The organism is Halolamina salina, assembly GCF_054653455.1.
The window spans coordinates 270,749-296,452 of record NZ_BAAIGE010000002.1; the positions used below are offsets into that span (position 1 = coordinate 270,749).

Here is a 25,704-nt window from a genome sequence, read left to right on the forward strand (position 1 = left end):
AACTCACTCCCGGACCACCTCGACCCGCCCGCCGCCGACCGAGAGTTCGAACCCCGCGTCGACCAGCCAGTCCCGCGCCGCGCCGTCGCCGTGGAGCAACAGTTCCGCCAGATCTGCAGGCTCGTCGATGTCGACCGCGAGCAGCCGCGAGTCGACCTCCCGAACCGAGAGGCCTTCCTCGCGGGCGATCGCGAGGTGGTCGCGGTAGGAGGCGCCGTGGTAGTCGACGCGGAACGCCGAGTCGCGGGCGAGGAAGGCGTTCGTGCCGCCGCCGAGCCCGGCGGCGATCGCGAGGTCGGCCTCGGCGGCGAACAGCTCTGTGAGCGCGTCGGGCGTCGCGAGCGCGAGGTCGGCCATCACCACCGCCGTCGGCGCCGTCCCGAGGCGGTCGTTCACGGCGGGAGTGAGCGGTCGCTCGTCGATCTCGATCGCGGCGTCGACACCGTCGACAGGCCCCGTCGAGAGCACCGTCACCTCCAGCGATCGCGGGACCGCGTCGAGCGCCGCGAGCACGTCGCGGAGCATCGCGTCGGCGAACTCGCGTCGCTCGTCGGTGTCGAGCGTGTCGGCGAGACGGGTCTTCGGCCGGTCGGCAGCGAAGGGAACGACGACGTGCACGAGGGGCGCGCGCTCAGAACAGCGACTCGAGTTCGTCGTCGTCGTCGTTGACGAGCTCGTCGAGGTTCTCCTCGCTCTCCTCCTGGATGTCCTCGATGTTCTCCTGGGCCTCGATCGCGACCTGCTGGAGCTCCTTGATCCGCGGGACGTTGTTCACGCCCGACAGCAGGATCACGCTGGCGACGAAGTTCGCGCTCGGAACCGGGTAGTCGCCGCCGCGGACCTCCATCGAGCCGGTCTGCTCCTCGAGCCACTTCCGCCCGCGCTCGATGCCCTTGCGGTTGAGGTACTTCGGCGGGCCGGCCATCACCAGCAGCGCGCGCTCGGCGCCCTCGATCTCGCAGGGCAGCGTGAGCCGCCCGAGCGCCGCCTTCCGGACGAGGCTGGTGATCCGGTTGGTCGTGTGGGCGGTGTCGAGTTCGTCCTCCTCCTCGCCGCCGGTGAGCCGCGAGAGCAGGCCGCCGTTGCCGCCGCTGGCGTTCTCGACCTCCTCGCTCGCGTAGCCGACGGTGGAGACGCCGCCGCCGGAGAGCGTGTTGATGATCTCCGAGGAGTCGACGACGCTCTCGGCGACCTCGCCGCCCTGTTCGACCTCGCCAGCGCCGAACAGCAGGCCGAAGCGCTGGACGATCTCCTCGTTGATCTGGTCGTAGCCGCCCTGGACGGACTCGCCGGTCTTCCGCCACGCGTCGTTGTCGAACACCATGAGGTTGTCCACCTCACGGACGAACGTCTGGAACGAGCGCGCGGCGTTGAGGGTGTAGATACCCCCCTCGTCCGAACCCGGCAGGATCCCCAGCCCGTAGACAGGCTCGGTGTATATCCGCTTCAGGTGCTTGGAGATGACGGGCGCGCCGCCGCTGCCCGTCCCGCCGCCGAGGCCGGCGACCACGAGGAACGCGTCGACCTCGTGGACCGGGATGGAGTCGATGGCGCCCTGCACCTCGTCCATGTCCTCCTCGGCGATCTCGGCGCCGAGTTCGTTGTCGGCGCCGACGCCGTGACCTTTCACCCGGGACTGCCCGATGAGCACCCGTTGGTCCTCCGGGATGTTGTCCAGCCCCATCAGGTCGGCCTTGGCCGTGTTGACGGCGACGGCGGCCCGAACGATGTTCGAGCCGTGCTCGGCGTCGTAGCCGACGAACTTGTCGACGATCTTCCCGCCGGCCTGACCGAACCCGATCATTGCCAGCTTCATGCGTGCGCTCCCCTCATCGTTAATCGGGAGTGACGTGGAACCCGAACAAAAGGCTTGTGGGCCAGCCCCACGCTGACTCGCGAAATCACGGACCAACTACCCCGGGATTGAGGGTTCTCATTCGATAGTTGACTTTTTACCGCCGCGCCCACTCGAGCATCCGCTCGTAGAACGGCTCGGAGCCGAGCGCGCCGGCGTCGCCGACGAGCACGAGCGACTTCTTCGCCCGCGTGAGCGCGACGTTCATGCGGCGCGGGTCGTCGTAGATCGGTCCCGAGAGCTCGCCCGTCGCGACGAAAGAGACGATTATCACCTCCTCGCTCGACCCCTGGAACCGGTCGACGGTGTCGACGGTGGCGTCGACCCGGCGGGAGATCTCGGCGACCTGCGCCCGGAACGGCGCGATCACGCCGATGTCGTCCTCGTCGACGCCCGCGGCGACGAACTGCTCGACGATCTCTGCGACGCGGTCGGCCTCCGCGGGGTTGGTGTTCCCCTCGCGTGCCCCGTCAGGATCGACGAACGCGACGGGGTCGCGCAGTTCCGGCGGCAGCGCGTCCGCGTCGACGCCCGGGAGGTCCGAGATCTGCTGTGCAGCCACCTCGCGGGTGGCGGGCCGGAGCGCGCCGTCGTAGAACTCACGGGAGGGGAACGCCTGGATGCGCTGGGCCATCCGGTACTGGCGGTCCAGCAGCACCGACGCCTCGGGCGCGAGTTCGTGGAGTCGCTCGAACAGCGAGGTCGAGAGGTCGAGCCGCGGCGCGCGGTTGTCGTCGGCCTCGATATTTCCGCCCTCTGTGGCGGTCCCGCCGTCGGCCTCCGCCGTCCCGAACCCCCGGTGCCACGCGTCGCCGCCCTCGGCCTGCACGACCGGGGGGAGTTGCTCGTGGTCGCCGACGAGCACGAACCGCTCGGCGAGGTTGATCGCCGCGAGCGTCGCTGGCTCGGTGAGCTGGGACGCCTCGTCGACCAGCGCCACGTCGAACGCCTCCTCGCGCATCACCCGCGAGCCGCAGGAGGCCGTCGTCGCGGCGACCAGCGACGCCTCCTTCAACTCGGAGATGCGCTCGCCCGGATCGCCGGCCTCCTCGAGGTGGAGGTCGGTCATGTCCTCGCGGATGCCGGACTCGGTGCCGACGCGGACGATCTCGTCGTCGTCGACGCCCGTCTCCCGGACCGCTTCGAGCGCGTTGTCGACCGCGCGGTTGGTAAAGGCCGAGAGCAGTACGCGGTCGCCGTCCTCGATCAGCGCCTTCACCGTCTGGGCGATGGTGTACGTCTTCCCCGTACCGGGCGGGCCGTGGACCAGCGCGAAGTCCTCGGCGCGGGTCGCGAGGTTGACGGCGTCGTTCTGCGCCTCGTTGTTGTCGATGTACTCGCGTTCAGGCCCCGAGAACTCGGGCTCACGGCGGCCGAACAGCACGTCCTTCCGGTCGGGGTCGCCCTTCAGCACGCCGTCGTGGAGCGCGGTCAGCATCCGGTCGACCGAGAGTTCGGAGGGGTACACGTCGAGCCGGCGCACGTCGACCGGCTCGTCGGCCTCGACGACAATCTCGGCGCCGGCTTTCCCCGTGCCGAGGCTCTGGATTCGACAGAGTTCGGCGTGCCCCTCGACGGGATCGCCGTCACTGGCCAGCGCCACGTCGCCCTCCCGGAGCTTCGAGACGGCGTCGTCGGGCTTGCGGGCCCGCAGGCGCCAGCGCCCGCCGGGAAGCTCCTCCCGATCGAGCGGTTCGAGGTCGAGCAGCGCGCGGTCGTCGTCGGCTCGCTCCTCGGCGTCCTGCTCCCAGAGCTTGCGGTACTCGGCGTGGACCTCGCGGCGCTCGGCCTCGATGGCTTGGTAGAACCCCTCGAAGTACGCACGTTCCTCGGGGGGCAGGGGCTGGCCGATCTGCCCCGCCTTGGACTCCTGATCCAGCCGGCCGGAGACGACCATGCAGGTGTCCTGCTCGAAGCAGTACTGGCAGTTCGCGTCGGCCTCGAACCCCGTCGGGACCGAGGCGTCGAACTCCATCGCCGCCAGTTCGTTCCGGGTGCGGACGACGAACTTCAACAGCCCCGGCCCGACGGAGAACTCCTTCGCCGGCGCGAGGTCGCCCGTCTCCTCGCTGCGTTCGAGCGCGGTGTTCTTCGTGTAGAGCAGCGTGCCCGTGTCCGCTTCGACGCCCTGCTCTTCGAGCATCAGCGCGTAGCAGGCCGCCTGCATCTTGTCCTGGAAGCGCGGCTCGCGCTTGGTGTTCTTCCCCGTCTTGAGTTCGACCGGCATCCCGCGGCGCAGGGCGTCGGCCCGCCCCTTCAGCCCGAACGTCGGCGAGATCAGCGTGTACTCCGATCGCCACGTGTCTTCCTCGGTGAGGGTGCCCTGTTCGAGCCACCCCTCGACGGCGGCGGCGTTCCTGCGGACCTCGTTCTCGACCTCCTCGCGGTCGTAGCCGAGCGCGCCGAGTTCGAGGCCGGCCTCCGCGACGCGGTGGTCGATCGCGTCGTCGAGGTCGCGCCCGCGGAGCAGGTCGCCGAACACCTCGTGGACGACGGTCCCCTTCACGACGGGGTACTTGAGGGGAACGCCGGAGAGCTTGTTCAGGTAGTACATCCGCGGGCACTGCACCCACGACCGCACGGCGGTCACGTCGACGAGGAACTCGGGTTCGAGCACGACCCACGAGTCGGGCGTCGTCTCGTAGGTGGTCTCGCCGCGGAACTCCGACTCCTCGGCATCAGTGACCAGCAGTTCCATCCCTTCCTCGGCGTAGTCGGCGGTCTCCGCCCACTTGTTCCACAGCGTCACCGTTGTCGGGTCGGCGGCGCCGCGCTCGGGCCGGATCGTGAGTTCGACGAGGTCGGCCCCGCCGGCGGTCCGCTGATCGCCAACGTCGACGATGGGGCCTCTGATTCGCATTGTGGGATGGAGTGGGTCCCGGAGGTAAACGGTGTCGGTCGGCCGGGTCTTCGGCCGGCTGTCCCGGCTCAGCGGTGGTCGGCCATCCACTCGGCGGCGAAGTCGACCAGCGCCGGCTGATCGACGAGCGTCGCCGTCCCCGCCCCGACCTCGCCCGTCTCGACTGACTCGGGACGTTGGCCCTCGAACGTCGACCCGGCCACGAGGAAGTCGCCGCTCTCGTGCTCGATGTCGGTCCACTCGACCATCGTCCGCTCCCCGTCCCGCAGGACGGGCGCGGTCTCGGTCACGCGTCCGGCGTCGAGGTCGGCGCGGTACTCCGCGAGATGCAGCGACGTGTTCGACGCGTGGTCGGTTCCGAGCAGCAGCACCGAGCCGTCGCGGTCGTACACCCGCGCGAGCGGCGACTCCTCGCCCATCGCGTTCTCGAAGCTGTGGTCCGCGACGATATCTTCGGCGTCGGCGCCCCACGCCGCGAAGGAGTACAGCGGGTGGCGGCTCCGGACGGCGTTCGGGTAGTCGCGGAAGCACTCCGCGACCGCGCCCATGCCGCGACTCGGTGTGACTTCGGGCCGGAACGGCGGTATCGACTCGCGGATCTGCGGGATCCAGTCGTCCGGAACTGGGGGGTTCATCCAGACTGACGGATCGCTGTACTGCGTCGAGTGGGTCGGCATCACGATCGTGCCGTCCGCGGTCACGACGCGCTGGAGCGCGTCGACGACGGCCTGCGGTCCGCCGGCGACCCAGCCGAGTTCGGAGAGCGAGGTGTGTACGAGGAGGGTATCGCCCGCCTCGACGCCCAGTTCGCGGAGGTCGGCGGCGATTCGATCGACCGTCACGGGGTCGTCGACGGCGGCGACGGCTGCGTGTTCGCCCATACGTTCGGGGGCGAGTGCGGGGTATAGGTGTCTTGTGGGCTGGAGCGGTCGACAGGGGAACCCGCCACGCTTGACGATCTCCGCGGCGGCGCAACCGCCGCGTTCAAGCCCTCGAACGCCCTCTCTCGAGCCATGAACGGGAGGCTCTGCGATGGGCGGTGACTGGAACAACGGCTCGCTGACGCTGCAGGCCGGCTTCGTGCTGCTCATCGGTCTCTCCGGCGTGTTCGTGTCGATTCAGGCCGGCGCCGGGATCCGGTTCGCGCTGCTCGCGGGGGTCGCCGGGCTCGCCGTCGGCGCCGTCGTGACGTGGTTCGTCGTCCGGAACCTCCGGCAAGTGATGCCCGACACGCCGGACGTGTCAGAACGGGAGTGGTAGCTACTCGATCCGGGCGAGCCAGCGCTCGGGGGCGTCGAGTTCCGCGTCCGTCGGGAGGTTCTCCGGGCGGTCCCACACTCTGCCGGCCGTCTCCAGCCCTTCGGCGTCGGCGACGGCGGTGAAAAAGTCCGCGCCGCGCTCGTACTGCCGGCGCTTGAGACCGAGCCCGAGCAGCCGCCGGATCAGCTGATCGACGGGTCCGCCGCCGCCCCGCCGGGCGTCGATCTTCCGGCGCAGGTCGTCGTACTCCTCGTCGAACGCCCGGTCCATCAGCAGTTCGGCGTACCCCTCGACGGCGGTCATCGCGGCATCGAGTTCCGAGAACGCCTCGCGGTTCAGCCCGCCGGCGGCGAGTTCGGTGACGGTGTCACGCATCCGCGACTCGAGATACTCCGGCAGCCACTCCGCGGCGCCGAACTCCGCGGCGTGGGTCACTTCGTGGAACGCGATCCAGCGCCGGAACCGCGGGAAGTCGACGTTCAGTTCTCTGGCGGTGCGCTCGATGTTCGGGTGGACGAAGTAGAGTTCGTGGGTCGGACCACCATCAGCCTCAGCCAGCAGGAGGGGGTCGTACTGGCCGAGCACGTGCCGCCCGAGGAACGCCAGCGAGAACGACATCGAGCCCGTGTTGACGACGCGGGAGGCGCCGGGGAACAGCGGCTGGTCGAACTCGTCGGCCATCGGCTCGATCAGCCGCCGGAACGTGTCGACGTTGGCGTCGATCCAGTGGTGGCGGTTCTGGAGCGACACCGTCTCGGGCACGTCGAACTCGACGCCGCCGACCTCGCGGATGCGGTCCCGGGCGTCGCGAACGTCGGTCGCGTACCCCTCGCGGTCGGCCGCCGAGAGGTCGAGGGAGCCGGGGTCGGTCCCGGATTTGGCGGCCTCGGAGACGGCCGCCCAGTCGACGACGCCGTCGCCGGAGGCCGAAGCCACGGCGCCGACGCTGCGGAAGAGATCCATACCCCCACTCGGGGGGCGGCGGGCAAAAACCCTCGTTCAGTCCTCGACGACGATCTCCTCGCTCCCGCTCAGGAGCTTCTTCGCGCCGAGTACGAACAGCACCAGCAACACGGCGGCGCCGGCGAGCAGGCGTGCGAGGTTGCCGTCCGTCTCCTCGTCGGGGCTGGTGATCTCGATCGGGACCGAGTCCTCGTCGGACTCGAGATCGTCGGTGGCGTCTTGGACCTCTTCCTCGATGTCGTCCAGCGCGTCCAGTCCCTCGGGATCGACGCCCGAGAGCAGCTTCCGGACGGCGTAGGCCAGCGCGGCGAGGACGCCCAGCCCCAGCAGCGGGCCGAACACGCTCGACCCTGACCCGTCGCCCGACGCCTCGACCGCCTCGGCCGCCGACTCGCGGGTCGCGTCGTCGGCCGCCGTGTCGTCGGAGCCGAGGCTGCGCGGACCGAACTGGAGGCCGTCGTGGACGTGGAGTTCGAGGAGCGTGAACTGTTTGTCGGACATACACGTCCGTTCGGCCGGTGACGGCATAAACCCTCCCGAGGCGCGGGCGGGCGCTCAGTCGTCCCCGGCCACGCGACCGCGCAGCGTCGTCCCCGCGCGGCGGGCGAACGACCCGAGGAGGAACCCCCCGACGGCGATGGGGACGCCGAACGCGAGCGCGAGGCCGGCCGCCGTCCAGACCGCGCTCGGGAGGGAGGCGACCTCGGCGCCCCACCTGTACGTGACGCTCGTGCCGTAGCGGGTGACGCCGGCGCCGAAGACCGGGGCGCTGACGAGCAGCACCGTCGGCAGGATGCCGGAGTTGGCGGCCGCGCTGACCGCGGCGAGCAGGAGCAGCGCGCCGACGGCACCGAACACCGAGAGCGAGGGGTCGGTGCCGAGCCACGTCCCGCGAACGGAGGCGACGACGGACTCGTAGCCGACCGCCGACCCGACCCACCACGCGACGGCGAGCGCGAGCGCCGGGCTCGCCAGCACGACGAGCAGCGAGAGGTCGGTCCGGCGCCCGAGCAGGACCGCCCGGAGCGGCCCGGTCACGAACCGCTTTGCGGGGCCGGAGAGCAGTTCGCCGGCGCGCCGCCGCCCGCGGCTCCACAGCTCGCGGCTGCGGCGGAGCACGCGGCGGAGCAGTCGCCGGAGGAAGCGGTACGTCGTGACGGCGGCGTCGAGCAGCCGTTGTACGAGCAACGCCAGCGTAGAGACGGCCGTGTCGGTGACCGACTGGAGGGACGGTCGATCGGGGCGCATACTCCCCGGTTCGGGGCACTCTGCCTTAGTTGTTGGCGAGCGTGACCGTCGCCCAACCGGCGGGGGCGTCCCCCACCGTCGGACTCATTTGGTTCGGCGCCGACGGTCGGGCCATGGACGACAGCCAGCGGGCGTTCCTCGACGAACTGCTCACGACGCCGAGCCCCTCCGGGTTCGAGACGCGCGGCCAGCGAGTCTGGGTCGACTACGTCTCCCAGTTCGCCGACCGCGTCGAGACCGGCCCGTACGGGAACGCGGTCGCGGTCCACGAGGGCGACTCGGCCGTCGACACCGAGTTCGCCGTGGGCGGCCACGCCGACGAGATCGGGTTCATCGTCCGGGACATCCTCGACGATGGGTTCCTCCGGATCAGCCGCGTGGGCGGCTCGGACCGCACGGTGTCGAAGGGCCAGCACGTCACGGTCCACGCCGACGACGGGCCTGTACAGGGCGTGATCGGACAGACCGCGATCCACCTGCGGCAGGGCGACGAGGAGTACGAGGACATCAGCGAGCAGTTCGTCGACGTGGGCGCCGAGGACGACGACGACGCCGAGGAGCTCGTGTCGATCGGCGACCCGGTGACGTTCTCCTCGGAGGTCGAGGAGCTGGCGAACGGTCGCATCGCGGCCCGCGGCGTGGACAACCGCGCCGGGACGTGGATCGCTGCCGAGGCGCTCCGCCGCGCGGCCGAGGCCGGCGCCGACGCGACCGTCTACGCCGTCTCGACGGTGCAGGAGGAAGTCGGCCTGAACGGCGCCCGGATGGTCGGCTTCGACGTTGACCCGGACGCCTACGTCGCCGTCGACGTGACCCACGCGACCGACAACCCCGACGTGGCCGGCAGCGCGCGCGGCCCCGTCGAGCTCGGTGAGGGGCCGGTCGTGGGTCGGGGGAGCACGAACCACCCGAACCTCGTGGAACTGGCCCGCGAGTCCGGCGACGACGAGGACGTGGACTACCAGCTACAGGCCGCCGGGAGCCGTACCGGTACCGACGCAGACGGCGTGTTCACCCAGAAGGGCGGCGTGCCGTCGCTGAACGTCGGCATCCCGAACCGCTACATGCACACGCCGGTCGAGGTCGTGGACGTGGCGGATCTGGACGCCGTGGCCGATCTCTGTGCCGCCATGGCCGAGCGCGCCGGCGAGCACGCGCCGTTCGAAGTCCGGATCTGACGCCGCTCACTCCGTCGATCCGGGCCGTCTCGTGGACGCCATCGCGGCAGCGCTCAGCAGACAGACGGCGGCGGCGGCCGCGCTGACGTGAGTGCCGCCACCGGTCGCGGCGGCGACGACGATGCCGGCGCCGCCAAACACGATCAGGAGGCCCAACACCACGCGGATCGTCCCGTCCCGGTTCATACGGTCCCCTTGGTTCGGGCAGTCCAAGAACGTTTGTCCCCGGGGACCCTCCGGCGCTACATCACCGCGAAGTAGTAGTAGCCGCCCGCGGCGAGGGCGATCACCAGCGCCAGCGCGACGAACGGGACGACCTTCCGGGCCGCGGACTTCGGGTAGGAGTCGGCGTGGAGGCTCCCGCCCACGTCGAACAGCTCGTAGCTGTCGCCGTCGTACTCGTAGCTCACCTTCCGGGTCCGGATGGCCCGCGTCTCTACCTCCTCACGGTACACCGTCGGCTCGTCGTCGTCGGGGTCGGCGGGGACGCCGTCGGCGACCGTCTCGATGTCGACACGGTCGCCGGTCTTGTGGCGGAACCACCGGAACTTCGCGCCGCGGTCGTCGTCGAGGTTGTACCCCTCGTCGGGCTCGAACTCCAGCGTCCCTTGGGTCGTGCGGTACACCTCGCGCTCACCCTCGCACGTGCTACAGGTGACGGTCGCGCTGCCGCCACAGCGGTCACAGACGACCTCCGTCGAGCCGCCGCAGTTCGAACACCGGAAGTCGCCGGAGCCGTTGCAGTCACGACACGTCAGCTTCCCGGCGCCGCCGCAGTCCCGGCACTGTCTGGCGTCGTCGCCGCTGCCGACGCTGCCGTTCCCGCCACAGGTCTGACACCGGAGCGTCCCGCTGCCCGAACAGGCCGAACAGCTCTCGCGCCCGCTGCCCGAACAGGTGGGACAGCTCATCTTCCTCGTGCCCGAACACTTCGGGCAGGTCACGTCGCCGGACCCGCTGCAGGTGGTACAGGTCTCGACCCTCGCGCCGCCGAAGTCGACGAAATCGACCGTCTTCTCCTCGAACTCCGCCGGCGCCGCCTCGTAGCGCTCGGCGGCACGCACGTACTCCCCACCCTCCGAGGGCGCCTTACTCGGCGGCACGACCAGTTCCTCGACGTCCTCGGTCACTTCGAGGTCGCGGACGATGTTCTTGTGGACGTCCCACTCCTCGAAGTTCTGGATCTCAGCCTCCCCGTCGAGGTCGTCGACGACCTTCCAGCTCTCGCTGAACTCCGCGATCATCTCCTCGGCGACCGCCTCGTCGGAGAGGCCTCCCCCCGCCTCGAAGGCGATGTCGATCCCGTCGTCGTCCGGTGCTCCGCCGTCGTCCGTGGTCTGGTCAGTGCTCATTGGTCGTCGTACACGTCGAAGGCGTCGGTCGAATCGTCCAGTTCCCGCTGTGCGATCAGTGCCGCGCCCCGCTCGGGGGCGTACCGCGAGCCGGTTTTGAGGTGCTCGACGACCCAGCCCGGGGCCAGTTCGTCGGCGAGGTGGCTGCGAACGCCCTCCTCGTAGGCGTCGCCGCCGGGCGTCCGGACGCCGAGCCCGGTCAGGCAGACGGCGCCGATCTCTTCGAAGCGATAGCCGGAGTCGTCGATCATCGTTATCACGTTGTGGGCCGTCTGCTCGACGAGCTCGGTGACCTCCCGCTCGACGGCGTCGGCGAACACCGGCACGTCGATCTGGGTGTCCGCGAGCTCGACGGTGGCGAGCTTGTCCGTCTCTCGCCCGGTGAGTCCCGCACGCACCTCCCGAACCGTCGGGAGGAGCTGCGCCCACAGCTCGATCGGGACGTCGTCCTCGTCGACGTCGAGCGCCGTGGCGAGGGTCTCTTCGGCGAAGATGTTGTCGACCAGCTGGGAGCCGCCGTCGACCGTGACCCGGTCCTGCACCCGGACCCGGTCCTCGGCGGCGTTGACCTCCACGATCGCGGTCGTGGTGTCGAACAGCCCGATCTCGGCGACCGCGACCGGGTGTGGCTCCGGAGGGTATCGCCCGTGAGCGTGCTCCAGCCCGCGGGCGACCGCGGACGCCACGTCGGTCCGGACGAGGCTGACCGGCTCCACCCGCGACCCGCCGGCACGCCGGGCTAGCCGCTTCGCGGCGTCGTCGACGTACCGCCCCGGAACCGCGACGACCGTCTCGCCGTCCCACTGCTCGTGTTCGGCGGCCAGTTCGCCCGCCAGCGCGTCGACGATCCCGTCGAAGTCGTCCTGGATCGACACGTCGACTCCGACCGGGGTGTCCTCGACGTCAACCGCGGGCGTGTCGAACAACAGCCCCTCGATCACCGCCTCGAACCCGGTCGACAGGTCGGGGTTCGCCCCGTCGCCCCGCGTCAACGGGACGGGCTCGCCCCCGGCGTACTGTCGAACGTCGTCGAAGTCGTCGTCGACCGACGCGGTCGCGGCGCGGAGCGCGACGAACTCGAACGCCATCCCCGCGGCCGTCGGCGTCGGACCGGTATCTCGACTGAACAGTCCCATGCCCGATCGTACATGGGTAGAAACCAATAGGTCACCTCCCGAGCAAATTGCTCACGCCCTGAACACCGCGGATTCGCCACGGGGCGTCGCCGATAAATCAATAAGTTGTCAGTTAGGTCGCGGGGACGGGACCGCTCCGAGCTACCCGACGAGCAGCCACGCGGCAACGAGCGCCGCGCCCGCGAGCAGCAGCGTCCCGAGCGCGTAGCCGGCCGCGAGCCCGCGCCGCCCCGACTCCCACGCCCGGACCGTCTCGACCGAGAACGAGGAGAACGTCGTGAACGCGCCGCAGACGCCCGTTCCGAACAGCAGCACTGCCGTCTCTCCCGCACCGGCGAACGTGAGCAGGCCGAGCGCGAACGTGCCAAGCGCGTTGACCGCGAGCGTCGCCGCCGGGAACGGCGCGTCGGCGTCCGCCAGCGCACACCCGACTGCGTACCGCAGCGTCGCGCCGAGGGCACCGCCGAGACCGACGAGCAGCGGCGCGGGGAGGCTCACGCTGTCTCACCCCCGTCCGCGCGGTCGACGATCCGCCGTCCGAGCGCGAGGCCGACCCCGGCGGCCGCGAACCCCAACACGTAGGTCGCGACGACGTTTCCGATCAGGAGAGCGTGCGAGCCGGCCGTCGCCGACTCGACGGCGAACGTCGAGTAAGTCGTGAAGGAGGAGAGAAACCCCGTCGCGACTGCGGCCCGCGTCGCGGCCGGGAGGCGGCCGGTCGCGTCCGCCGCGACGACGGCGCCCAGCGCGAACGCGCCGAGGACGTTGGCCGCGAGCGTGCCGGCCAGCGCCGGGAGCGCGACGGCGAGCAGCCAGCGCGTGACCGCGCCGGCGGCGCCGCCGCCCGCGACGAGTCCGAGCGTGCGGGCGCGGGAGACCATTACCTCCGACGCTGCGGCACCGAGGGGCAAACCGCTGTCGCTCCGGGCCGAGGCAGGAAAGAAACCGTTTTACGCGCCGCCGGGCACGTTTCGGGTATGGCTGGAACCATCGAAGTGCTCGTCGCGGGCGGCGAGGCCGACCCTGGCCCGCCGCTCGGCCCCGAGCTGGGTCCGACACCCGTCGACGTGCAGGCGGTCGTGCAGGAGATCAACGAGGAGACCGACGCGTTCGACGGGATGGAGGTCCCCGTCACGATCGAGTACGAGGACGACGGCTCGTTCACCATCGAGGTGGGCGTCCCGCCGACCGCGGAGCTCATCAAGGACGAGGCCGGCTTCGACACCGGCTCCGGCAAGCCTCAGGAGGATTTCGTCGCCGACCTGAGCGCGGATCAGCTCCGGAAGATCGCCGAGCAGAAGTCCTCTGACCTGCTCGCCTACGACACCAAGAACGCGGCCAAGGAGGTCGCCGGGACGTGTGTCTCGCTGGGCGTCACCATCGAGGGCGAGGACGCACGGACGTTCAAGGAGCGCATCGACGCCGGCGACTACGACGAGCAGTTCGCCGAAGCCTGATCTGCGCGCTTTCTTGCGGTTCTCCCGTCCAAATAGCGGCGGCGCCGCCTACTCGCTCCCGCCGGGACCGAGCCGTTCGGTCAGGATCTCGGTGAGGCCGGTGAGGTAGGCCGTCCCCCAGATCCCGACGACGATGCCGCCCAGCGTGTCGAACAGCAGGTCCTTCATCGTGTCCTCCAGCCCGTATTGGGTGAGCACCGACGGCGCGCCCGTCGCCTCGGCGATCAGCGCGATGGCGAACTCGATCACCTCCCAGAACACCCCGAACGACATCGTGAACAGCAGGATGAACACGAAGGTGAACTGCGGCGGGAACCGAACCGCGTCGGTGTGTTCGTCGAGCGCCCGCACCGTGACGTAGCCCGCGCCGGCGACGAGGCTGGCGGAGAACGTGTGCGTCATGTGGTCCCACCACCAGATCGAACGGTACGGGTGGGCCTCGGCGCCCGGGAGACCGACCGTCCCGAACCCGTGGAGGAACACCGCGAGCGTGATCCAGAGCACCAGCGCCGGATCGAGGTTGATGTCGTAGTCCCGCTCCAGCAGCGCCGGGACGTAGGTAATCACGAACCCCACGCCGGCGTTGACCATCACGCCGACGCTGCCCTCGTAGAAGCCGACCGTGATCATGCCGAACAGGCCGTACTGCATCACTTGAGTGACTATCCGCTGCTGGCGGTCGCTCAGCCCGATGCGATCGCGGAGCTTCACAGCCGCTCACCCCCCTCGGCCGCCCGTTCGCCGCCCGAACCGCCGCGCCGTCCGTTCGCGCGTCGTCGGAAGTAGTAGGTGAACAGCAGCCCCGACAGCACGCCCGCCAGCGTCGCCGCGGTGAAGTCCCACATCAGCGCCTCCTCGGCGTGGGGCCGGTCGAGGAAGCTCGTCGCGAGATAGATGTCCGAGAGCCACTGTGCGACCGCCCAGATTCCCGCGGCCGCGGTGGTCGTGACGGCGACGAACACCACCGCGAACGCGTCGTTCATCCGGACCTGCGTGAACTGGCCCAGCAACACGGCGATGATCAGTGCGACCGCGGCGACGGCGACGAACGTCATCACCCGCCCGGTGAGCGTCACCTCGCCGATCGAGCGCCCCGCGACGAACACCCGCCCGGCCACCGGTAGCGACGCCAGCCCGAGCAGCTCCCACGGCAGCATCGCCTGCCAGTCCCGGGCGGCGGCCGCCGGGACGACGGCGAGCCCGACCATCACGAACACGAACCCGGCCCAGACGACCGCACCCGTGGCCAGCTCGACCGTCGCCGCGAGCAGGAGGAAGGCGAGGATCACCCACGCGAGCAGCGCGTTCCTGCGCTCCCCCTCCAGCAGTCCCAGTCCTGTACTGTCCATAGAGACAGGTCCGGTGGCTCGGGCAAAACGTTTCGCCCCTCGGCCGGGGAAGGTAACGGTTAAACGTCGCGCGCCCGCCTTTCCGGACATGAGCGAAGCAGAAACGACTGGGGAGCGATCCTGTGTCTCCTGTGGCATCTCCGTCACGGGGACGAACGCGGCCCGGTTCAAGTGCCCCGACTGTGGCACCGTCATCTTCCGGTGTGCGAAGTGCCGGAAGCAGAGCAACCTCTACGAGTGCCCGGACTGCGGGTTCAGGGGGCCGTAAAATGGGTGACGTCGCCGCCAAGATCAAGGTGATGCCGGAGAACCCCGAGATTGATCTCGACGATCTCGAGGACCGTCTCGAGGACGCGCTGCCGGAGGGCGCGGAGATCCGCGGCTTCCAGCGCGACGACGTGGCCTTTGGCCTGACCGCGCTGCTCCCGACGGTCGTCGTCCCCGACGACGCCGGTGGCACCGAGGCCGTCGAGGAGGCGTTCCGCGACGTCGAGGGCGTCGAGAGCATCAACGTCGAGTCGGTCGGCCGCCTCTAAGGCTACCGACGTTTCTCCGCCGGTTCACGATCCGCCAGCGGCGCTGCTCCCGTTCGGTCGCTAATTTCTTCGGACCGAGCAGCGGCGGCTCAGTCCCGGAACTCCTCGGCGAGGTAGACGCCGAGCACGCCGCCGACCGTCGAGAGGGCGATTGTCGAGACGGCGACGAACAGGACGACGAGCAGCAGGATCGCGATCCCGCCGGCGAACGCGTCGCCGAAACCGAGGAAGGCGAAGAGGAAGCCGCCGAACAGCAGCACCGCCCCCGCCATCGGGATCGCGGCGAACAGCCCCGCGAGTGCGCCGACGCGACCGCCGTCCCGGCGTTCGAGATAGCCCGCGGTCGCGCCGCCCAGCAGCGCCGAGACGCCGAGGAAGGAGAGACACACCGTGACTGCCGCCCCCACCACCGCGTTGACGTAGGTGTTGTCGGTCGCCATAGGTGGGGGTTCGGGCGACCGGTGGAAAACCGTCGGGGGTCCGACGACGACGCCGGCCCGACGGCCGCCCCGTTTATGTGTCCGCTCGCCGAACAGTGACGTGATGGTTCACAAGAAGATCACCCTGATCGGATCGAGCAGCGAGAGCTTCGACGACGCCGCGGACGCCGCGATCGACCGCGCGGAGGACACGCTGGACAACGTGAAGTGGGCCGAGGTAAAGGAGCTCGGCGTCGAGCTCGCCAGCGTCGACGACCGGGAGTATCAGGCCGAGGTCGAGGTCGCGTTCGAACTCCAGGGCTGAACGCCCCCGCGGTCCGACGAGTTCTTGCTTCCCGGCCGACTGTTCCCGACTACTCGATGGTTCGTCTGCTTCACTACTCCGATATCGAGAACCTCTTCGACGACGCCGAGCGGGCGGGCCGCTTCGCCGGCCGGATCCGCGAACTCGACGGCGACGACGCCCTCGTCGTCGGCACCGGCGACAACACTGCCCCCGGCGTGGTGTCGCTCGCGGCCAGCGGGCGGCAGGTGCTCGACTTCGCCGACGCGGTCGACACCGTCGCCGACACGTTCGGCAACCACGACTTCGACTACGGTCCCGACGCGACCCGCGAGTTCGTCGCCGACAGCCCGTTCACCTGGGTCAGCGCCAACGCACGCGACGAGAACGGCGAGCGCTTCGGCGCCGACGAGGGTGTCGTCCCGTGGACGGTCGCCGAGGCCGACGGCGAGCGCGTCGGCTTCTTCGGCCTGACCGACCCGGCGACCGACTCGATCAACCCACAGGCGGCGCCGCTCACCTTCACCGACCCCTACGAGGCCGCTGAACGGGCTGTCGCGGAACTCCGCGAGGAGGGCGTCGACTACGTCGTCGCGCTCTCACATCTCGGCGGCGGCGACGACGAACTCGCCCGGCGGGTCGACGTGGACGCGATCCTCGGCGGCCACGTCCACAGCGTCCGCACCGAGCACGTCGACGGGACGCTCTGTACGCGGCCGGGCGTGAACGGCCACGAGTTCGTCGAGGTCGAACTCGGCGACGACGGAGCTGAAGCGGCCCGTGGCGACGGCGGCGTCGCCGCGAGCGCGCGCGTGGTCAACCCCAGTAACGGCCCCGTCCACGAGGAACTGACCGACGCACTCGAACGCCGGCGGGAGGCTGCCGGCCTCACCGAGACGGTCGCGACGGTCGCGGAGCCGCTGGAACGCACCGACGAGACCACCTTCGGCGGCGAGTCCCGGATCGGCAACTTCGTCGCCGACGCCTACCGCGCTGCGGCCGACGCCGACGTGGGCCTTCAGAACGGCGGCGGGATCCGGGAGGGGCCGCCGCTCGCCGGCGAGGTGACGCTCGCGGATTTGGTGAGCGTGCTCCCCTTCGAGGAGCCGGTGGTCGTCGTCGAACTGACGGGGAGAGAGCTGCTCGAGACGTTCAGCGAGGCCGACGGCGCCGAACTCGACTTCGGCGAACCCCACTGGTGGCACGCCCACCTCAGCGGCGCCAGCCTGCGCTGGGACGAGAAGGCGGGCGAACTGCTCGAGGCCCGCGTCGACGGCGAGCCGATCGACCCCGACCGGCGCTACACGGTCGCGACCGCGGAGTACCTGCTCCACTCCGACCACGAGTTCCCGACGATCGAGCAGCGCCACCGCGCGGGCGAGGTCGGCATCCAGCACGACGTGCTCGCCGATCACGCTCGCGACGGCGGCCTCGACGTGGAGGTCGAGGGGCGGCTGACGTTCGAGCGGTAGCCTCCCGGAAGGGGTACGCATTTGTCCACTCCCGTCGGAGTCGTCCCCATGACGTTGGTCGTCGTCCCGGTTCGGTACCCGCTCTCGAAGCACTCCAAGGCCACGCTGCGGGAGGCAGCCCGGATCGCCGACGAGCGCGAGGCCGACCTGACGGTGCTCCACGTCGATCTCTACCAGGAGAACCGGAAGGTGAGCCGTGCGGACCTCAAGCGGGAGGTCGAGTCCGAACTCGGCCCGATCGACCGGGCGCGCTACGTCGTCCGGCAGGGGTTTCTCGTCGAGGAGACGATCATGGAGGAGGTGGCCGACGAGAACGCCGACGTGGTGGTCATCGGCTCGAAACAGGCCGGCCGCTGGCGGAAGATGCTGAACCGGCTGTTCGAGTCGCCCGACGTGGGCCGGTATCTGGAGGAGCAGCTCGACTGCACCGTCATCACGGTGTCGGCGGACGGCGAGACGGCGCGGTAGCCGTCGCGTCGGGTGTTGAACGGACGTTCGGTCGGAAGATTTTGGTGGGGTCCGGTTCACCGTCCACCGGAACCCCGCCATGGAGAACCCGATAGACAGGTACGTCGCGACCGCCCTCCGGTCGTACACGGTGCTCGCGATCGTCGGGCTGGTGATCGGCGCGACGATCGCCGCGCCGTTCGCCGCGGGCGTCGTGAGCAGCGAGCCCGACCGGATCGCCGTCGTCAGCATCGACGAGACGATCACCGGGACGACCGCACAGGAGACCATCAGCCGGCTCCGCCAGCTCCGCACCGACGGCTCGGTGAAGGCGGTCGTGCTGCGGATATCCAGCCCCGGCGGCAGCGCGGCCGCAAGCGAGCAGCTCTACCTCGCGGTCAAACGGCTCGCCGACGAGAAGCCGGTGGTCACGAGCGTCGGCCAGTACGCCGCCTCCGGCGCGTACTACACGGCGATCCCGAGCGAGGAGATCTACGTGACGCCGGCGAGCATCGTCGGCCACGTCGGCGTCATCGGGACCGCGCCGAGCGACGGACTCAGCGCCCAGTCGACCACGGGCGCCGACAAGGCCCACCGCGGGATGACCCGCGACCAGTACTTCGCCGCCCTCGAATCGATGAAACGCGCCTTCGTCGGCGCGGTGATGACCGAGCGCGGCGACCGGCTCTCGGTGTCGCGGGGGACCGTCGCCGAGGCGTCGGCGTACCACGGCGGCCGCGCGGTCCAGACCGGCTACGCCGACGAGATCGGCGGCCTCGAGAGCGCGATCGCCGGCGCCGCCGAGCAGGCCGGCCTCTCGAACTATCGGGTGGACTACTACAACCCCGCACAGCTGGCGTCGCTCGCGAGCCTGCTCGGCGCCAACGGCAGCGTGAGCGGGGAGACGGCGCCGTACACCGACCGCGGGGTCGACTCGATCCACTTCCTGATGATCTACGGCACGCCCGACGGCCTCGACGCCAACACCACGGCCGCACGGGAGGTGACCGCCGATGCCTGACCTGGGGACGGCCGCCCGCGTCGGCTTCTTCCTCTTCGTCGTCGCGCTCGCGGGGGTCGTCGGCGGCCTGACCGCCGGCGGCTTCGGCTCGACGCCGATCGACGGCGACGTGGACGCGCCGTCGTTCAACGCCGCCGACTCAGTCGCGACGGTGCCCGAGCAGTCGGGCGAACTCACCATGTCCGCCGACGCCGACGGGACGGAGGTCGTGATCGACACGGCCCACAGCGCGAGCATCGACCGCGAGGCGCTCGCGCCGATCGTGACGACGCTGACGGAGAACGGCGCGACCGTGCGCTACCACGTCGGTCCCCGCGCCGGCGGGCAGCCGCTCAACGACTCGCTCAGCGAGGCCGACGCGCTCGTCGTGCTCGGCGGCGGGAGCAGCTACACCGACGACGAACTCGACGGCCTGCGGGCGTTCGCCGACGCCGGCGGCCGCGTGCTGGTGATGGACGAACCCGAGAAGGCCAGCGGCGGGACCGCCCTGCTCACGCTCTCGACGGAGGGCAGCGTGACCAGCCCGCTCGCGCCGATGCTCTCCCAGTTCGGGCTGGCGTCCGACAACGGCTACCTCTACACGCAGGGCGAGGCGACGCTGAACTACCGCGCGGTCGCCGGGACGCCCAGCAGCGACGGCGACCTGACCGAGGGCGTCGACCGCGCGGTCTTCTACGAGGCGACGCCCGTGACCGGCGGCGATACCGTAGTGGCCGCCGAGGAGACGATCCTCTCCCAGACCCGACGCGAGGGGAGCTACGGCGTCGTCGCCCGCTCGGGGAACGTCGTCGCGGTCGGCGACACCAGCGTCGCGACGCAGGAGTTCCTCTACCGGGCGGACAACGAACGGCTGGTCGGGAACCTGCTCGACTTCCTCGTCAGCGGCGAGAAGTCGCCGGGGGACGCGCCGAACGGCGGGAGTTCGGACGGGTCCAGCAGCCCGCCCGCGCCCTGACTCGCCGAGTGCCTGCCCCGGCCGTGTTCACCCCCGAAGTTGAAGTAGGGGAACGGGACCACTCCCGCTCGGATGTGGCCCGCGCCGCCCGGTCCCCGGACGCTCGCCGACCTCGGAGCCGCGGCTGCGGTCAGCGCCGGCGTCGCCGGCGTTCCGCTCGGCCCGCGGGTCGCGCCTGCCGTCCTCGTTCCCGTGATGCTCGCGACCTTCGCGGGCTGCCTGCTCGGCACCTGCTCCGGGCTGGTGCCGGGGCTGCACGCCAACAACTTCGCGCTGCTGCTGGCGGGTGCGGCGCCGAGCGTCCCGCTCGATCCGCTGACGCTCGGCGCGGCGATGCTCGCCGCCGGCGTGGTCCACACGTTCCTCGACATCGTTCCCTCGCTCGCGTTGGGGGTGCCAGACGGCGCGATGGCGGCGGCCGCGCTCCCGGGGCACCGGCTGGTCCTTCGCGGGCGCGGGCGTGAGGCGCTACGGCTCTCCGCGCTGGGTTCCGGCGCGGCGGTCGCCGTTGCGACGCTGCTGGCGTTCCCGGTGACGTGGGCGATGGTCCGGCTGGCGCCCCTGTTGACGGCGTGGTTCCCCGCGGTCGCCGCCGCAGTGCTCGCCGTGCTGCTCGCGACGGAGCCTTCCCACAGCGCGCGGCTGGCCGGCCTGCTCGCGTTCGCGGCGGCGACGGCGCTCGGCACCGTCACGCTCGGCCTCTCGCTCGCGGGGCCGATCGCGGGCGGCGTGCTCGCGCCGCTGTTCGGCGGGCTGTTCGGCGCGCCCGTGCTGCTGGACGCGCTCCACGGCGGTGGTGTGCCAGAACAGGACGACGCCGCGCTCGCGATCCCGCCGCTGGATCTCGGCGTCTCGGCGGCCGCGGGCGGGCTCTCGGGCGCGGCGGTGGGCTACCTCCCGGGCGTCTCCGCGGGCGTCGCAGCGACGATTTCGCTGCCTGCCGTGCCGGCCCGCAGTGACCTCCGGGGGTTCGTCGTCGCGACCAGCGGCGCGAACAGTTCGACGGCGGTGTTCGCCCTGTTCGCGCTGGTCGCGCTCGGCTCGCCCCGCTCGGGCGTGCTCGTGGCCGTCGACGACGCGGGGGTGCCGCTCTCGCTGTCGGTGCTGCTGCCGGTGGTCGTCGTCGCGGCCGCGGTCGGATTCGTCCTCGTCGGCGTGCTGGGCGACGCGGCGTTCCGGGCCGTGTCACGGCTGAATCAGCGACGGCTGGCGCTTGGAGTGCTCTGTCTGCTCGTCGCGCTCGCCACGCTGTTCGCGGGGGTCGCGGGGGTCGCAGTGTTCTCGTTGGCGACGCTGGTGGGGCTGTTCGCGGTCCGGATCGGCGCGCGCCGGGTGTACCTCATGGGGGTGTTGCTCGGCCCGCTGGCGCTCGGCCTCTAGAGTGCGACGTACGCGACGGCGTAGGCGGCGCCCGCGAGCGTCACCGCCGCCAGTCCCGTGAGCGCGGCGCCGACGGCGTCGGGGCGCTCGACCGTCACGTCCGGTATCCTGACCCGAGGGGCGGCGCCGATCATCCCGACCGCGAGCACCGAGAACACGAACGGGTAGGAGAAGTCCAGCGTCGGCGCGGGGATCGCCAGCGCGGCCAGCGCGTAGCCCGCACCGGCGACCGCCCGGAAGTCGATCGCCTCGCGGATCGGCCGCTCGAGTAGCCACATCGCGACCAGCAGCCCGGCCCAGATGGCGGCGAGCTCGACGCCGAACGCGCCGAGCAGGTGCAGCGTCGGGTCGGCCGAGAGCGCGACGCGCTCGGTCACCAGCGGCGCCGAGAGCGGGTAGAGGAACGCGGGCGGCTCGCCGGTCGCGAGGTCGCCGAAGGGGTGGGAGAACAGGCCGACGAGCGCGACGGCGAACGTCGCCCGCGCACCGAACGTGGAGTACCGTCTCACGCCCTCGGCGACGAGCGCGGCGGCGACGAGGAAGACGGCCATCACCGCGCCGCCGAGCGTGCCGCTGACGACGGCCGCGACGGCGGTCAGCCCCGCTCCGAGCAGGGCGGCGGCACCGAGCCACGGGCGGGCGCGCTCGCGTCGGCCGTGGAGCCACGCGGCCGCGAGCGCGGCGGCGACGGGCGCGACCAGCAGCGAGTGGGTGATCGTCCGGTGGACCGCGGTACTGGCCGCCCAGAACGAGCGGACGGTGCCCATCGCGCCGCCCTCGGCGCCGACGAGGCCGACCAGCGCGTACACCATGTCCACGTCGGGCACCGCCGCGAACGCGGCGGCGACGAGGCCGAGGCGGAGGCCGACCCCGCGGTCGGTCAGCAGCGCCGCCGCTCCCCCGACGAGCGCGAACGCCAGTAACGCGTGGCCGACGAACATTAACAGAGCTTCGCGGTTGCCGGTGATAAGTCTCTCGCCCGGCCGGGCACACCGGCTACGCCGTCTCGTCGTCGGATTCCTCCGCAGCCTCGTCGTCCGATTCGGCCGCCGCCTCGTCGTCGAATTCGCCCGTAGCCTCGCCGTCCGATTCGCCGGTAGCCTCGTCGTCTGCCTGCTTCAGCTTGGTCCACTTCTTCTCGATCTCGGCGTTCCCCCGGACCACCGTGTCGTCATTCTCGTCGCGGAACCGCGTCTTGCGGAGTTCGATCGACGTGACGGTGCCCGACACCTCGCCGACTTTCACGCGATCGCCCGGCATGAAGTCCGGGTCGCGCAGCAGGTAGACGCCGGCGACGGCGTCGGCGATCATGCTCGACAGCGAGTAGGAGACGCCGAGGGCGAGGAAGCCGGCGGCGGTCCCCATCGAGGCGGCGATCTGATCGAGTCCGACGATCGAGAGGAAGGAGAGCCCGATCCCGAACCAGAGGAACGCGGCGACGATGGTGCTGACGAACTGTCGGTACACGTCGGACTCCTTCGGGAGCGTGCGGCGGAGCGCGACCCTGACGATCGTCATCACGACTTTCGCGAGCACCGCCGCGATCAGTATGAAGACGATCCCCGAGAGGACGCGCGGGATCGCGCCCGCGATCCCCTCGATGAACCGATCGATCCCCTCCTGCACGACCCCGAACTGGAGCGACAGCATAGGCTATCTCTCGGGGGTCGAGCGTAAAAATCTGGTAGCCGAGCCCACCGTAGGGGCCGATCGCCGGCGACCGAGGATTAGGCTGCTCGATGCACTTCGTACTCGCCCTCGTCGTCGACGCCGATGATCGCCCACTCGCCGTCGGGGGACTGTTCGCTGAGGTGGTCGTCGAGTTCGTCCACGCAGTCGGTCCACGTCACGAGGCATTCGAGGCCGTACTCCGCGTCGAGGGCGCCGGGCCGGGCGGCGTCCTCGGCGCAGAGGGTCCGTACCCGGACGGACCGCCACTTCCGCTCCGCGACGAACTCCGGTCCGTCGCCGGAGACGGCGTAGCCGAGGCGTTCGAACACGCTCCGTGCTTCCTCGTTCGGTGGAACCGTACGCACCATACGGGCCGTATTTCGACTGCCACCCTGTTAAGTGTGTGGGAAGTTACCACAGAACGAACACCGTCCCCGGCTGCGGTGGGATTCTCGCGAGGCGACCGGCTGTAGCGGGTCGCATACCCCCGAAACGTTGATAACCATGTGTATCTTTGTCACGGGTGACGATGCCAGACACGAAAACCGGTCGCGAGCGGAAAGGGCGGAACAAGCGTCGACAGTTGGAGCACCGCCTCGCCTCCCGAGACGTGGAGACGGAGTTCGACGACGAGCTCCCCGAGCCCGACGCGGCCGACGCCGAGTACCTGGTGGATCCGGACGGGGGTGATCACCCCGAGAACTGACCGACCGCCGCGCCGACCACCCCTCTCCTCTCCTGCTTGCGGTTTCTGCTCTCCTCGTTTCGTCGTCGACCCGTCCCGTCAGCCGTATCTCTTCGACGCTTGCCCCCCGACCAGTAGCTTCGGCTCGGTTCTCGTGTCCAGTCGAGGGGGCGAGCGGTTCGCCATGGCTCCCCGCCCGGTGGACACCCCGACGAGTACATAAAGGCGCCAAATCTCGACTCGGTATACCATGCTACAGTAACACACGATTCGCTCCCTACCGGTCGCTTGCTGTCGATTTCTTCGGCCAATCTGGCTCGACGACGGGATCGATCTGGCCGCCACCAACGACACATTTATATAGAACCACGGACAATCTCTCTATACACATGAGTCAACGACAGCGAGGCGGAGGCCAGCCGATGATCATCATGGGCGAGGACTCCCAGCGAGTGAAGGACAAGGACGCACAGGAGTACAACATTTCTGCGGCCCGCGCGGTCGCCGAGGCTGTACGCTCGACGCTCGGCCCGAAAGGGATGGACAAGATGCTCGTCGACTCGATGGGCGACGTCACCATCACCAACGACGGCGTCACCATCCTCGAGGAGATGGACATCGACAACCCGACGGCCGAGATGATCGTCGAGGTCGCCGAGACCCAGGAGGAGGAGGCCGGCGACGGGACGACCACGGCCGTCGCGATCGCGGGCGAGCTCCTGAAGAACGCCGAGGAGCTGCTCGAGCAGGACATCCACCCCACCGCGGTGATCAAGGGGTTCCACCTCGCGAGCGAGCAGGCCCGCGAGGAGATCGAGGACATCTCGCGTGAGATCGACCCGAGCGACACCGAGCTGCTCGCGAAGGTCGCCGAGACGTCGATGACCGGCAAGGGCGCGGAGCTCGACAAGGAGCACCTCGCCCAGCTCATCGTCGAGGCCGTCGAGGCCGTCACCGTCGAGGCCGAGGACGGCAGCCACGTCGTCGACCTCGCCAACCTCAACATCGAGACCCAGAAGGGCCGCGGCGTCTCCGAGAGCGACCTGCTCAACGGCGCGGTCATCTCGAAGGACCCCGTCCACGACAACATGCCGAGCGAGGTCGCGGACGCCGACACGCTGCTGCTCGACGCGGCCATCGAGGTCGACGAGGCCGACGTGGACACCAACGTCTCCATCGACTCGCCCGACCAGCTCCAGTCGTTCCTCGACCAGGAGGAGCAGGAGCTCCGCGAGAAGGTCGACGCCATCGTCGAGACCGGCGCCGACGTGGTGTTCTGTCAGAAGGGCATCGACGACCTCGCCCAGCACTACCTCGCGAAGGAGGGCATCCTCGCGATCCGCCGCGTGAAGTCCTCGGACATCGGCTTCCTGAAGAACGTGCTCGGCGGCAACGTCGTGAGCACGTTCGACGGCCTGAGCAGCGACGACCTCGGCCACGGCTCGATCAGCCGTGACGAGGACGACGAGATGTTCTACGTCGAGGGCGACGACTCCCACGGCGTCACGCTCCTGCTGCGCGGCTCCACCGACCACGTCGTCGACGAGCTCGAGCGCGGCGTCGAGGACGCGCTGGACGTCGTCGCGACGACCGTCTCCGACGGCCGCGTGGTCGCCGGCGGCGGCGCGATCGAGGTCGAGCTCGCCAGCCGCCTGCGCGAGTACGCCGACAGCGTCACCGGCCGCGAGCAGCTCGCGGTCGAGGCGTTCGCGGACTCGCTCGAACTCGTCCCGCGCGTGCTCGCCGAGAACGCCGGGCTGGACTCCATCGACACGCTGGTCGACCTGCGCGCCGCCCACGAGGCCGGCGACGAGGTCGCCGGGCTGAACGTCTTCAGCGGCGAGGTCGAGGACACCTTCGAGGCCGGCGTCGTCGAGCCTGCCCACGCCAAGGAGCAGGCGGTCTCCAGCGCCACCGAGGCCGCGAACCTCGTGCTCAAAATCGACGACATCATCGCCGCGGGCGACCTCTCGACCTCGGGCGACGAGGACGAGGGCGGCGCCGGTGGCATGGGCGGCATGGGCGGCATGGGCGGCGCGATGTGAAGTTCGGCGAGTAGCTAACTTCACACCCGCCCGCCGACCCGCGTACCGCTCTGTCGATCACGTTCTCCCGTTTTTACTGGCCGGTTACTCACCGCGAACGAGCGAAGCTCT

Annotated in this window: 31 protein-coding genes; 13 read left to right on the forward strand and 18 right to left on the reverse strand. The window is 70.3% G+C overall.

The features are described from left to right. Positions 1-3: 3 nt before the first annotated feature. From cofC to ACYQZ5_RS01835, 4 genes are all read right to left on the reverse strand, one after another. The gene (gene cofC / locus ACYQZ5_RS01820) at positions 4-618 is read right to left on the reverse strand and encodes a 2-phospho-L-lactate guanylyltransferase (RefSeq protein ID WP_379817893.1); all 615 of its coding nucleotides are present in this window, start codon (positions 616-618) and stop codon (positions 4-6) included. A 13-nt stretch (positions 619-631) separates the two neighbouring features. Continuing rightward, positions 632-1,816 carry a tubulin/FtsZ family protein gene (locus ACYQZ5_RS01825; protein WP_379732483.1) on the reverse strand — a complete coding sequence of 395 codons (1,185 nt, stop codon included), beginning with the start codon at positions 1,814-1,816 and terminating at the stop codon, positions 632-634. Between the two features lie 136 nt (positions 1,817-1,952). Beyond that, positions 1,953-4,715 carry an AAA domain-containing protein gene (locus ACYQZ5_RS01830; RefSeq protein ID WP_459844936.1) on the reverse strand — a complete coding sequence of 921 codons (2,763 nt, stop codon included), beginning with the start codon at positions 4,713-4,715 and terminating at the stop codon, positions 1,953-1,955. A 68-nt stretch (positions 4,716-4,783) separates the two neighbouring features. Beyond that, on the reverse strand, positions 4,784-5,596 hold the full coding sequence (locus tag ACYQZ5_RS01835) for an AAC(3) family N-acetyltransferase (protein WP_379731845.1): 813 nt from the start codon (positions 5,594-5,596) through the stop codon (positions 4,784-4,786). A gap of 151 nt (positions 5,597-5,747) precedes the next feature. On the opposite strand from ACYQZ5_RS01835, the gene ACYQZ5_RS01840 reads away from it, so the two are divergent. After that, positions 5,748-5,975, forward strand: coding sequence for a hypothetical protein (locus ACYQZ5_RS01840; RefSeq protein WP_379731847.1), 228 nt, complete (start codon positions 5,748-5,750; stop codon positions 5,973-5,975). On the opposite strand, the gene ACYQZ5_RS01845 is transcribed toward ACYQZ5_RS01840, so the two are convergent. The 3 genes from ACYQZ5_RS01845 to ACYQZ5_RS01855 are packed head-to-tail and all read right to left on the reverse strand — an operon-like array spanning position 5,976 to position 8,186. After that, on the reverse strand, positions 5,976-6,938 hold the full coding sequence (locus tag ACYQZ5_RS01845; RefSeq protein WP_379731849.1) for a zinc-dependent metalloprotease: 963 nt from the start codon (positions 6,936-6,938) through the stop codon (positions 5,976-5,978). Between the two features lie 36 nt (positions 6,939-6,974). Continuing rightward, positions 6,975-7,439, reverse strand: coding sequence for a hypothetical protein (locus tag ACYQZ5_RS01850; protein WP_379817889.1), 465 nt, complete (start codon positions 7,437-7,439; stop codon positions 6,975-6,977). Positions 7,440-7,493: 54 nt separating this feature from the next. Then, entirely contained in the window at positions 7,494-8,186 is a 693-nt protein-coding gene (locus tag ACYQZ5_RS01855) for a DUF8071 domain-containing protein (RefSeq protein WP_459844939.1), read from the reverse strand. Between the two features lie 113 nt (positions 8,187-8,299). Between ACYQZ5_RS01855 and ACYQZ5_RS01860 the strand changes: the two genes are divergently transcribed. Continuing rightward, on the forward strand, positions 8,300-9,364 hold the full coding sequence (locus tag ACYQZ5_RS01860; protein ID WP_379817887.1) for a M20/M25/M40 family metallo-hydrolase: 1,065 nt from the start codon (positions 8,300-8,302) through the stop codon (positions 9,362-9,364). A 6-nt stretch (positions 9,365-9,370) separates the two neighbouring features. Here the strand turns inward: ACYQZ5_RS01860 and ACYQZ5_RS01865 are convergent, their stop codons facing one another. From ACYQZ5_RS01865 to ACYQZ5_RS01885, 5 genes are all read right to left on the reverse strand, one after another. Continuing rightward, the gene (locus tag ACYQZ5_RS01865; RefSeq protein ID WP_379817885.1) at positions 9,371-9,550 is read right to left on the reverse strand and encodes a hypothetical protein; all 180 of its coding nucleotides are present in this window, start codon (positions 9,548-9,550) and stop codon (positions 9,371-9,373) included. Positions 9,551-9,606: 56 nt separating this feature from the next. Further along, positions 9,607-10,716 (reverse strand): hypothetical protein, encoded by a 1,110-nt coding sequence (locus ACYQZ5_RS01870; RefSeq protein WP_379732432.1) that lies wholly within the window; start codon positions 10,714-10,716, stop codon positions 9,607-9,609. Then, positions 10,713-11,852, reverse strand: a complete 1,140-nt coding sequence (locus ACYQZ5_RS01875) for an Hsp70 family protein (RefSeq protein WP_379817883.1) — start codon at positions 11,850-11,852, stop codon at positions 10,713-10,715. The genes ACYQZ5_RS01870 and ACYQZ5_RS01875 overlap by 4 nt, the downstream gene beginning before the upstream one ends. Before the next feature lie 141 nt (positions 11,853-11,993). Beyond that, on the reverse strand, positions 11,994-12,350 hold the full coding sequence (crcB, locus tag ACYQZ5_RS01880) for a fluoride efflux transporter CrcB (protein ID WP_379817881.1): 357 nt from the start codon (positions 12,348-12,350) through the stop codon (positions 11,994-11,996). Beyond that, the gene (locus ACYQZ5_RS01885) at positions 12,347-12,733 is read right to left on the reverse strand and encodes a fluoride efflux transporter FluC (protein ID WP_459844943.1); all 387 of its coding nucleotides are present in this window, start codon (positions 12,731-12,733) and stop codon (positions 12,347-12,349) included. The genes crcB and ACYQZ5_RS01885 overlap by 4 nt, the downstream gene beginning before the upstream one ends. A gap of 96 nt (positions 12,734-12,829) precedes the next feature. On the opposite strand from ACYQZ5_RS01885, the gene ACYQZ5_RS01890 reads away from it, so the two are divergent. After that, on the forward strand, positions 12,830-13,309 hold the full coding sequence (locus ACYQZ5_RS01890) for a 50S ribosomal protein L11 (protein WP_379731979.1): 480 nt from the start codon (positions 12,830-12,832) through the stop codon (positions 13,307-13,309). A gap of 48 nt (positions 13,310-13,357) precedes the next feature. On the opposite strand, the gene ACYQZ5_RS01895 is transcribed toward ACYQZ5_RS01890, so the two are convergent. Together ACYQZ5_RS01895 and ACYQZ5_RS01900 are read right to left on the reverse strand one after the other, a co-directional pair. Beyond that, positions 13,358-14,020: a DUF2238 domain-containing protein gene (locus tag ACYQZ5_RS01895; RefSeq protein WP_379731981.1), complete on the reverse strand. Its 663-nt coding sequence runs from the start codon at positions 14,018-14,020 to the stop codon at positions 13,358-13,360. After that, complete coding sequence (locus ACYQZ5_RS01900; protein WP_379731982.1) at positions 14,017-14,658, reverse strand: hypothetical protein; 642 nt, start codon at positions 14,656-14,658, stop codon at positions 14,017-14,019. The genes ACYQZ5_RS01895 and ACYQZ5_RS01900 overlap by 4 nt, the downstream gene beginning before the upstream one ends. An 88-nt stretch (positions 14,659-14,746) precedes the next feature. Between ACYQZ5_RS01900 and ACYQZ5_RS01905 the strand changes: the two genes are divergently transcribed. Next, positions 14,747-14,926: an HVO_2753 family zinc finger protein gene (locus ACYQZ5_RS01905; protein ID WP_053949012.1), complete on the forward strand. Its 180-nt coding sequence runs from the start codon at positions 14,747-14,749 to the stop codon at positions 14,924-14,926. A gap of 1 nt (position 14,927) precedes the next feature. Further along, the gene (locus ACYQZ5_RS01910) at positions 14,928-15,194 is read left to right on the forward strand and encodes an elongation factor 1-beta (protein ID WP_379731984.1); all 267 of its coding nucleotides are present in this window, start codon (positions 14,928-14,930) and stop codon (positions 15,192-15,194) included. 89 nt (positions 15,195-15,283) lie between these two features. On the opposite strand, the gene ACYQZ5_RS01915 is transcribed toward ACYQZ5_RS01910, so the two are convergent. Further along, positions 15,284-15,634: a DUF5518 domain-containing protein gene (locus ACYQZ5_RS01915; RefSeq protein ID WP_379731986.1), complete on the reverse strand. Its 351-nt coding sequence runs from the start codon at positions 15,632-15,634 to the stop codon at positions 15,284-15,286. Between the two features lie 103 nt (positions 15,635-15,737). Here ACYQZ5_RS01915 and ACYQZ5_RS01920 point away from each other — a divergent pair, with 103 nt between their 5' ends. The 6 genes from ACYQZ5_RS01920 (at position 15,738) to ACYQZ5_RS01945 (ending at position 21,192) form a co-directional block, all read left to right on the forward strand. After that, on the forward strand, positions 15,738-15,938 hold the full coding sequence (locus tag ACYQZ5_RS01920; RefSeq protein ID WP_379731987.1) for a dodecin: 201 nt from the start codon (positions 15,738-15,740) through the stop codon (positions 15,936-15,938). Between the two features lie 56 nt (positions 15,939-15,994). Next, entirely contained in the window at positions 15,995-17,389 is a 1,395-nt protein-coding gene (locus ACYQZ5_RS01925; RefSeq protein WP_459844948.1) for a bifunctional metallophosphatase/5'-nucleotidase, read from the forward strand. Positions 17,390-17,437: 48 nt separating this feature from the next. Further along, on the forward strand, positions 17,438-17,857 hold the full coding sequence (locus ACYQZ5_RS01930; RefSeq protein WP_379732666.1) for a universal stress protein: 420 nt from the start codon (positions 17,438-17,440) through the stop codon (positions 17,855-17,857). 79 nt (positions 17,858-17,936) lie between these two features. Further along, the gene (locus ACYQZ5_RS01935) at positions 17,937-18,857 is read left to right on the forward strand and encodes a S49 family peptidase (protein WP_459844951.1); all 921 of its coding nucleotides are present in this window, start codon (positions 17,937-17,939) and stop codon (positions 18,855-18,857) included. Beyond that, positions 18,850-19,812 carry a DUF4350 domain-containing protein gene (locus ACYQZ5_RS01940; RefSeq protein ID WP_459844953.1) on the forward strand — a complete coding sequence of 321 codons (963 nt, stop codon included), beginning with the start codon at positions 18,850-18,852 and terminating at the stop codon, positions 19,810-19,812. Before ACYQZ5_RS01935 ends, ACYQZ5_RS01940 begins: the two co-directional genes overlap by 8 nt. Before the next feature lie 195 nt (positions 19,813-20,007). Continuing rightward, positions 20,008-21,192: a tripartite tricarboxylate transporter permease gene (locus ACYQZ5_RS01945; protein WP_459846580.1), complete on the forward strand. Its 1,185-nt coding sequence runs from the start codon at positions 20,008-20,010 to the stop codon at positions 21,190-21,192. Here ACYQZ5_RS01945 and ACYQZ5_RS01950 read toward each other — a convergent pair. The 3 genes from ACYQZ5_RS01950 to ACYQZ5_RS01960 form a co-directional block, all read right to left on the reverse strand. After that, on the reverse strand, positions 21,189-22,133 hold the full coding sequence (locus ACYQZ5_RS01950) for a metal-dependent hydrolase (RefSeq protein WP_459844955.1): 945 nt from the start codon (positions 22,131-22,133) through the stop codon (positions 21,189-21,191). The two genes, ACYQZ5_RS01945 and ACYQZ5_RS01950, sit on opposite strands and share 4 nt — an antisense overlap. Positions 22,134-22,188: 55 nt before the next feature. Then, complete coding sequence (locus tag ACYQZ5_RS01955) at positions 22,189-22,842, reverse strand: mechanosensitive ion channel domain-containing protein (protein WP_379732272.1); 654 nt, start codon at positions 22,840-22,842, stop codon at positions 22,189-22,191. Between the two features lie 77 nt (positions 22,843-22,919). Beyond that, a complete protein-coding gene (locus tag ACYQZ5_RS01960) occupies positions 22,920-23,231 on the reverse strand; it encodes a DUF7116 family protein (RefSeq protein ID WP_379732273.1) in 312 nt (103 codons plus the stop codon). A gap of 161 nt (positions 23,232-23,392) precedes the next feature. Here ACYQZ5_RS01960 and ACYQZ5_RS01965 point away from each other — a divergent pair, with 161 nt between their 5' ends. Next, complete coding sequence (locus ACYQZ5_RS01965) at positions 23,393-23,569, forward strand: hypothetical protein (protein ID WP_379732274.1); 177 nt, start codon at positions 23,393-23,395, stop codon at positions 23,567-23,569. A gap of 368 nt (positions 23,570-23,937) precedes the next feature. Beyond that, a complete protein-coding gene (gene thsB / locus ACYQZ5_RS01970) occupies positions 23,938-25,593 on the forward strand; it encodes a thermosome subunit beta (protein WP_459844958.1) in 1,656 nt (551 codons plus the stop codon). Positions 25,594-25,704: the final 111 nt, after the last annotated feature.

Excerpts from the sequence above, each read along its gene's own strand:
- ACYQZ5_RS01825 (WP_379732483.1), bottom strand. The coding sequence starts at position 1,816 with ATGAAGCTGGCAATGATCGGGTTCGGTCAGGCCGGCGGGAAGATCGTC.
- ACYQZ5_RS01830 (WP_459844936.1), bottom strand. The coding sequence starts at position 4,715 with ATGCGAATCAGAGGCCCCATCGTCGACGTTGGCGATCAGCGGACCGCC.
- ACYQZ5_RS01835 (WP_379731845.1), bottom strand. The coding sequence starts at position 5,596 with ATGGGCGAACACGCAGCCGTCGCCGCCGTCGACGACCCCGTGACGGTC.
- ACYQZ5_RS01840 (WP_379731847.1), top strand. The coding sequence starts at position 5,748 with ATGGGCGGTGACTGGAACAACGGCTCGCTGACGCTGCAGGCCGGCTTC.
- ACYQZ5_RS01845 (WP_379731849.1), bottom strand. The coding sequence starts at position 6,938 with ATGGATCTCTTCCGCAGCGTCGGCGCCGTGGCTTCGGCCTCCGGCGAC.
- ACYQZ5_RS01850 (WP_379817889.1), bottom strand. The coding sequence starts at position 7,439 with ATGTCCGACAAACAGTTCACGCTCCTCGAACTCCACGTCCACGACGGC.
- ACYQZ5_RS01855 (WP_459844939.1), bottom strand. The coding sequence starts at position 8,186 with ATGCGCCCCGATCGACCGTCCCTCCAGTCGGTCACCGACACGGCCGTC.
- ACYQZ5_RS01860 (WP_379817887.1), top strand. The coding sequence starts at position 8,300 with ATGGACGACAGCCAGCGGGCGTTCCTCGACGAACTGCTCACGACGCCG.
- ACYQZ5_RS01865 (WP_379817885.1), bottom strand. The coding sequence starts at position 9,550 with ATGAACCGGGACGGGACGATCCGCGTGGTGTTGGGCCTCCTGATCGTG.
- ACYQZ5_RS01870 (WP_379732432.1), bottom strand. The coding sequence starts at position 10,716 with ATGAGCACTGACCAGACCACGGACGACGGCGGAGCACCGGACGACGAC.
- ACYQZ5_RS01875 (WP_379817883.1), bottom strand. The coding sequence starts at position 11,852 with ATGGGACTGTTCAGTCGAGATACCGGTCCGACGCCGACGGCCGCGGGG.
- ACYQZ5_RS01885 (WP_459844943.1), bottom strand. The coding sequence starts at position 12,733 with ATGGTCTCCCGCGCCCGCACGCTCGGACTCGTCGCGGGCGGCGGCGCC.
- ACYQZ5_RS01890 (WP_379731979.1), top strand. The coding sequence starts at position 12,830 with ATGGCTGGAACCATCGAAGTGCTCGTCGCGGGCGGCGAGGCCGACCCT.
- ACYQZ5_RS01900 (WP_379731982.1), bottom strand. The coding sequence starts at position 14,658 with ATGGACAGTACAGGACTGGGACTGCTGGAGGGGGAGCGCAGGAACGCG.
- ACYQZ5_RS01905 (WP_053949012.1), top strand. The coding sequence starts at position 14,747 with ATGAGCGAAGCAGAAACGACTGGGGAGCGATCCTGTGTCTCCTGTGGC.
- ACYQZ5_RS01910 (WP_379731984.1), top strand. The coding sequence starts at position 14,928 with ATGGGTGACGTCGCCGCCAAGATCAAGGTGATGCCGGAGAACCCCGAG.
- ACYQZ5_RS01915 (WP_379731986.1), bottom strand. The coding sequence starts at position 15,634 with ATGGCGACCGACAACACCTACGTCAACGCGGTGGTGGGGGCGGCAGTC.
- ACYQZ5_RS01920 (WP_379731987.1), top strand. The coding sequence starts at position 15,738 with ATGGTTCACAAGAAGATCACCCTGATCGGATCGAGCAGCGAGAGCTTC.
- ACYQZ5_RS01925 (WP_459844948.1), top strand. The coding sequence starts at position 15,995 with ATGGTTCGTCTGCTTCACTACTCCGATATCGAGAACCTCTTCGACGAC.
- ACYQZ5_RS01930 (WP_379732666.1), top strand. The coding sequence starts at position 17,438 with ATGACGTTGGTCGTCGTCCCGGTTCGGTACCCGCTCTCGAAGCACTCC.
- ACYQZ5_RS01935 (WP_459844951.1), top strand. The coding sequence starts at position 17,937 with ATGGAGAACCCGATAGACAGGTACGTCGCGACCGCCCTCCGGTCGTAC.
- ACYQZ5_RS01940 (WP_459844953.1), top strand. The coding sequence starts at position 18,850 with ATGCCTGACCTGGGGACGGCCGCCCGCGTCGGCTTCTTCCTCTTCGTC.
- ACYQZ5_RS01945 (WP_459846580.1), top strand. The coding sequence starts at position 20,008 with ATGCTCGCGACCTTCGCGGGCTGCCTGCTCGGCACCTGCTCCGGGCTG.
- ACYQZ5_RS01950 (WP_459844955.1), bottom strand. The coding sequence starts at position 22,133 with ATGTTCGTCGGCCACGCGTTACTGGCGTTCGCGCTCGTCGGGGGAGCG.
- ACYQZ5_RS01955 (WP_379732272.1), bottom strand. The coding sequence starts at position 22,842 with ATGCTGTCGCTCCAGTTCGGGGTCGTGCAGGAGGGGATCGATCGGTTC.
- ACYQZ5_RS01960 (WP_379732273.1), bottom strand. The coding sequence starts at position 23,231 with ATGGTGCGTACGGTTCCACCGAACGAGGAAGCACGGAGCGTGTTCGAA.
- ACYQZ5_RS01965 (WP_379732274.1), top strand. The coding sequence starts at position 23,393 with ATGCCAGACACGAAAACCGGTCGCGAGCGGAAAGGGCGGAACAAGCGT.
- thsB (WP_459844958.1), top strand. The coding sequence starts at position 23,938 with ATGAGTCAACGACAGCGAGGCGGAGGCCAGCCGATGATCATCATGGGC.